Source organism: Dietzia sp. DQ11-38-2 (assembly GCF_014145055.1).
Classification (GTDB): domain Bacteria; phylum Actinomycetota; class Actinomycetes; order Mycobacteriales; family Mycobacteriaceae; genus Dietzia.
The window spans coordinates 1-4,371 of record NZ_JAALDW010000529.1 but is presented as its reverse complement, the minus strand read 5'-3'; the positions used below and the strand labels follow the sequence as shown (position 1 = coordinate 4,371).

The 4,371-nt window shown below is 71.3% G+C and carries 4 protein-coding genes; 1 reads left to right on the top strand and 3 read right to left on the bottom strand.

Annotated elements, in window-relative coordinates; all coding sequences use genetic code 11:
• From G6026_RS16760 to G6026_RS16750, 3 genes are all read right to left on the bottom strand, one after another.
• The coding region (locus tag G6026_RS16760) for a deoxyribodipyrimidine photo-lyase (protein ID WP_347238134.1) at positions 1 to 1,234 on the bottom strand (1,234 nt) is incomplete at its 3' end.
• Positions 1,235 to 1,324: 90 nt separating this feature from the next.
• Positions 1,325 to 2,026, bottom strand: a complete 702-nt coding sequence (locus tag G6026_RS16755; RefSeq protein ID WP_182613835.1) for an oxygenase MpaB family protein — start codon at positions 2,024 to 2,026, stop codon at positions 1,325 to 1,327.
• A 34-nt stretch (positions 2,027 to 2,060) separates the two neighbouring features.
• Positions 2,061 to 3,071 carry an LLM class oxidoreductase gene (locus G6026_RS16750; RefSeq protein ID WP_182613834.1) on the bottom strand — a complete coding sequence of 337 codons (1,011 nt, stop codon included), beginning with the start codon at positions 3,069 to 3,071 and terminating at the stop codon, positions 2,061 to 2,063.
• 99 nt (positions 3,072 to 3,170) lie between these two features.
• Between G6026_RS16750 and G6026_RS16745 the strand changes: the two genes are divergently transcribed.
• Positions 3,171 to 4,371: cation:proton antiporter (locus G6026_RS16745; protein ID WP_182613833.1), on the top strand; the 1,201-nt coding region annotated here is incomplete at its 3' end.

Here is a 4,371-nt window from a genome sequence, read left to right as displayed (position 1 = left end):
CCACGGCCGCGAGTTCGGGGATCCACCGACGGACATAGTCGCCGTCGGGGTCGAACTTCACCCCCTGCGTGACCGGGTTGAACACCCGGAAGTACGGCGAGGCGTCGGTCCCGGTGCCGGCCACCCACTGCCACCCGTGGTTGTTGGAGGCGAGGTCCCCGTCCCTGAGGTGGTCCAGGAAGTGCCGGGCGCCGGTCGGCCACCACACGTGCAGATCCTTGACGAGGAAGCTCGCGGTGACCATCCGCACCCGGTTGTGCATCCATCCCTCGGACCGCAGTTGTCGCATCCCCGCGTCCACGAAGGGGTAACCGGTCAGCCCCTGCCGCCACGCCTCGACGAGTTCGTCGGTCTCCGGCCCCTCGTCGTAGTCCATCCCTGACAGCGTGTCGCGCAGGTCGCGCCACGCCGAGCGGGGCCAGTGCCACAGGACGTCCGCGTAGAAATCGCGCCACGCCAACTCGGAGACGAACCGGCGTGCGCCATCGGTGTCGGCGGCGGGATGGGCGGCGAGTTCGGCCAGGATCGTCCGCGGATGGATCTCTCCGTACTTCAGGTGCACCGACAACCGGCTCGTCGTGTCCAGGTCCGGTCGGTCGCGCTGGTCGCCGTACGAGGTCAGGTCCTCGGCGAGGAACTCCCTCCACCGGTCCAGGGCCGCCTGCTCACCCACCTCCTCCGCGGACCCCGAATCGCGTGCCCCCGTGATGTCGCGCGAGCCGCCGGTGTCGGGGTCCGCGGCCCACGCGATGTCCTCGGGGCGGGCGCCGGGCTCCGGCCACCCGTGGTCGTGCCAGGCCTTGGAGAAGGGGGTGAAGACCCGGTACGGTTCGCCGGACTTGTTGAGGACCCGTCCCGGTCCGACCGCGTAGGGCGACCCGGTCTCGAGCAGTTCCCGACCCGCCCCGCCGAGCAGCTCACGTGCCCTGTCGTCCCGTCGCCGGCCGTAGGGGGTGGACTCGCGACTCACGTGCACCTGCGCGGCGTCCACGGCCTCCGCGAGCTCCGCGATCACCTCGGCGGGATCGCCCGTCCGGACGACCAATGCCCCACCGGTGTCGGCGGACAGGGCGGTCAGGGAGGCCTCCAGCCGGTCGGTTCGGGCGCCGCCACGTTTCAGCAGCACCGGGTCACGCACGAACACCGGCAGGACCTCGTCCGCGGAGTCGACGGCCGCGAGGAGAGCGGGATGATCGCTGAGCCGCAGATCGCGGCGGAACCACAGGATCGAGATGCTCACGTCGCCTCCGGGTACGGTCTGGCTGTGGGCGTGCCCCGGAGTCCGCCCGGGCCCGCCGCCGTGGCTCGATTCTGGCAGAAGTGGCTACTTCAGCGAGGACGCCGAGGTGAAGACCGCTGACACCGCGCGGTCGAACGCGGACGGCCGGACCCGGAGCGCCCGCGCGGCCACGGGGTGCAGGAACGTCCGGATAGCGCCGGAGGGGACCGCGGCCGGCCACCACTGGCGCGGACGGAGCAGCTGCCCGCGGTAGTGCGTGAGCGCCGGGGTGACGGACAGCGCCCCGGTCCGGTCGCGGAAGTAGGCGTCGAAGTCCTCGACCGTCGGGGGCAGCGGTGTGTCGGAGATGCCGTAGGCGCGGTACCACCTGCAGCACGAGGCGTAGAGCGACCGGCGTTCCCCTGCGTCCAGTGGACCGCGGAATCTCGTGATGGTCTCGAACAGCGAGTCCACGTACGTGGCGTGTTGGAAGTGGAAGACCTGCGGGTCCAGCGAGTGGTAACGACGGCCGTCGGCGTCGGTTCCCCGGATGGTGTCGTGCGTGACCACGATGCGCCCCGGTATCCAGGACTCCGGATGCGGGTCGAACGCCATGTCGATCGTCGGGGGGACCGACCGCCGCTTGTGCAGCCAGACGAAGCCCGGGGAGGGCGAGTGCTCGAGCGTCGCCGCACTGATCGCGGGGTGCATCAGCTGCAGTGACACCGCGCGGGGCAGCATGAACAGGAACTGCCGGGACCGGAGGTGCTCGAACAGTCCGGGTTCCGGGGTGGCCGCGCCTCTCATGGGTGGTCCCGTCTCTTTCGTTCCGCCGGTGAGGTTAGTGGGCGAGAGCGGGGAAGTGGGGCACGACGTTCTCGGCCAGCTCGTGGACGACCTCCCGGATCGGCCGGCGGGACGCCCCGACCCCCAGCAGGACGTGGTTGACCCCGATCCCCCGCAGGTCCGCCAGGTGCTCGACCAGACGCCGGTGACCGATCCGGAACCCGAAACCGATCGGCGAGGCCGCCTCGTCCGGGTCCTCGGCCAGGTCGATCTGGAGCGATTGCGCGAAGGGACTGAACACCTCGTCGTCGTCGTCGGATCCTCCCTCCCGACTCTCCGCCACCACCTCGCGCCACCTCGCGGCGGTCCGGCGCTGCGCGTCGAAATCGCGTGGGTAGGTCAGCCATCCGTGCCCGTGTGCCGCCAGGTAGGAGATGCTCTGCTGACACGAGCCGGTCATGATCAGCGGCACCGACGAGGCGGTGGGCTTGGGGACCACGTCCGCGCTGTGCATCCACCCCCCGGACCAGCGGATCCCGCGCATCTCGGTGGTGAGGGCGTGGGTCATCACCGTGAGGTTCTCCCGGAACCTCTCCCCCCGCCGCCCCTGCTCCAGCCCGAACGCACGGAACTCCTCCGGCCGGTCGCCGGAGGCCACCCCCAGGAGGAACCGGCCGCCGGACAGACGGTCCAGGCTGGCCGCGGACTTGGCCACGTGCAGTGGATGGCGGACGGGCAGCACGACGGCCGCCGTCCCGAGGGTGATCCGGCTGGTGTGCGCGGCCACGTACGCGAGGAACACCCACGGATCGTAGACCTGGCCCACGTCGCCGAACGAAGGGACGCGAAGCGGGATGTCCCGGGCGTGGAGGGCGGCGAACCCTCCGTTCTCCGCGGCCCGGGCGACCTCGATCTGTGCGCTGATGTCCGGGCCGTCGACCCGGTCGGCGCGCGTCCGCAGCGGGAAGCCCAGCCCGAGGGTCAGTCGCCCCGCGCCGAACGTGCGACGGAACCCCGGGAGCCGCCGGGGGTCACCGTCGGACGTGTCGAGCGGCGAGGTGGTCATGTGCCCCACCCTCGCACGAGCCGGTCGACGCCGGTCGACGGCCTCGCGTGCGCGCCGCTCGTCTAAGCTCTCCTTCATCGATCGAGCGAGAGGCCGGACGTGACCACCACCATCCTGGCCTCCGAGGCGTCCCCCACCGAACTCGTCTCGTTGTTCTGGATCGTTCTGGCCGTCTGGGCGGCTCCGGTGCTGTCCGGTGTCACCCGCTCGTTCATCCCCGGCGTGGTGCTGCTCCTGGCGGGCGGGATGGTGATCGGCCCCCACGGTCTGGGCCTCGCGGTGGAATCCGGCGGTGTCGCGCTCCTCTCCGAGCTCGGTCTGGGGATGCTGTTCCTCCTGGCCGGGTTCGAGCTCGAGGTCTCCACCCTGACCGGGCGCAGCGGACGCCGGGCGGCCGGGACCTGGGCCGTCAGCCTCGTCCTGGCGGCCGGGGTGGGGTGGCTGGTCTCGGGACGCTGGGAGACGGCCGTGGCGATAGGCCTCCTGCTCACCTCCACCGCCATCGGTACGCTCCTGCCCATCCTCAAGGGGTCGGGTCACGACAGCACTCCCGTGGGCAGAGCCGTCCTCACCCACGGAGCGGTCGGGGAACTGGGACCGATCCTGGTGATGGCGGTGCTGCTCGGTACCCGCAGCATCGAGTCCTCGATCGCGGCGGTCGGATTGTTCCTCCTGGCCGCGCTCGTCATCCTGGCGGTGCCGGCCCGACTGCTCCACGTCCCCGCACTCGGCCGGGCGCTGTTGAGAGGCACCACCTCCACCGGCCAGCTGGCCATGCGCACGGTGATCCTGCTCCTGGCCACCATGATGGTGGTGGCCACGGTGTTCGGTCTCGACGTGGTGCTCGGCGCCTTCGCCGCAGGGATGATCCTGCGCCGGCTGGTCGACTCCCTCGGGGCACATCTGCGCGAGGCAGGACAGTCCCCGGATCGGGGGCTGGCCACGGTCCTGCTCCGCCAGCTGGAGACCGTCGGCTACACCGTGTTCATCCCGGCCTTCTTCGTGGTGTCGGGGATGAGCATCGACCTCAGGGCGGTGGCGGCCTCGCCGTGGGTGCTGGTGGCCGCCGTGGTGAGCATGCTCGTCCTCCGTGGCGGCGGGGTGTGGGTGAGCGAGACCGTCGCCCGCGTGAGCCCCGGCCTCGAGGGCCCGCGGGAGCGGGCGCGGGTGGGTCTGTACGCGGCGACCGGCCTGCCGATCATCGTGGCGGTGACCGAGGTCGCCGTGAACAACGGCCTGATGACGGGCGAGATCTCCTCCGTGTTGGTGGCGGCGGGGGCGGTCACCGTCCTGCTCTTCC

Bases quoted from the DNA above. Each gene is read 5' to 3' on its own strand.
- G6026_RS16755 (WP_182613835.1), bottom strand. From the start codon at position 2,026: ATGAGAGGCGCGGCCACCCCGGAACCCGGACTGTTCGAGCACCTCCGG.
- G6026_RS16750 (WP_182613834.1), bottom strand. From the start codon at position 3,071: ATGACCACCTCGCCGCTCGACACGTCCGACGGTGACCCCCGGCGGCTC.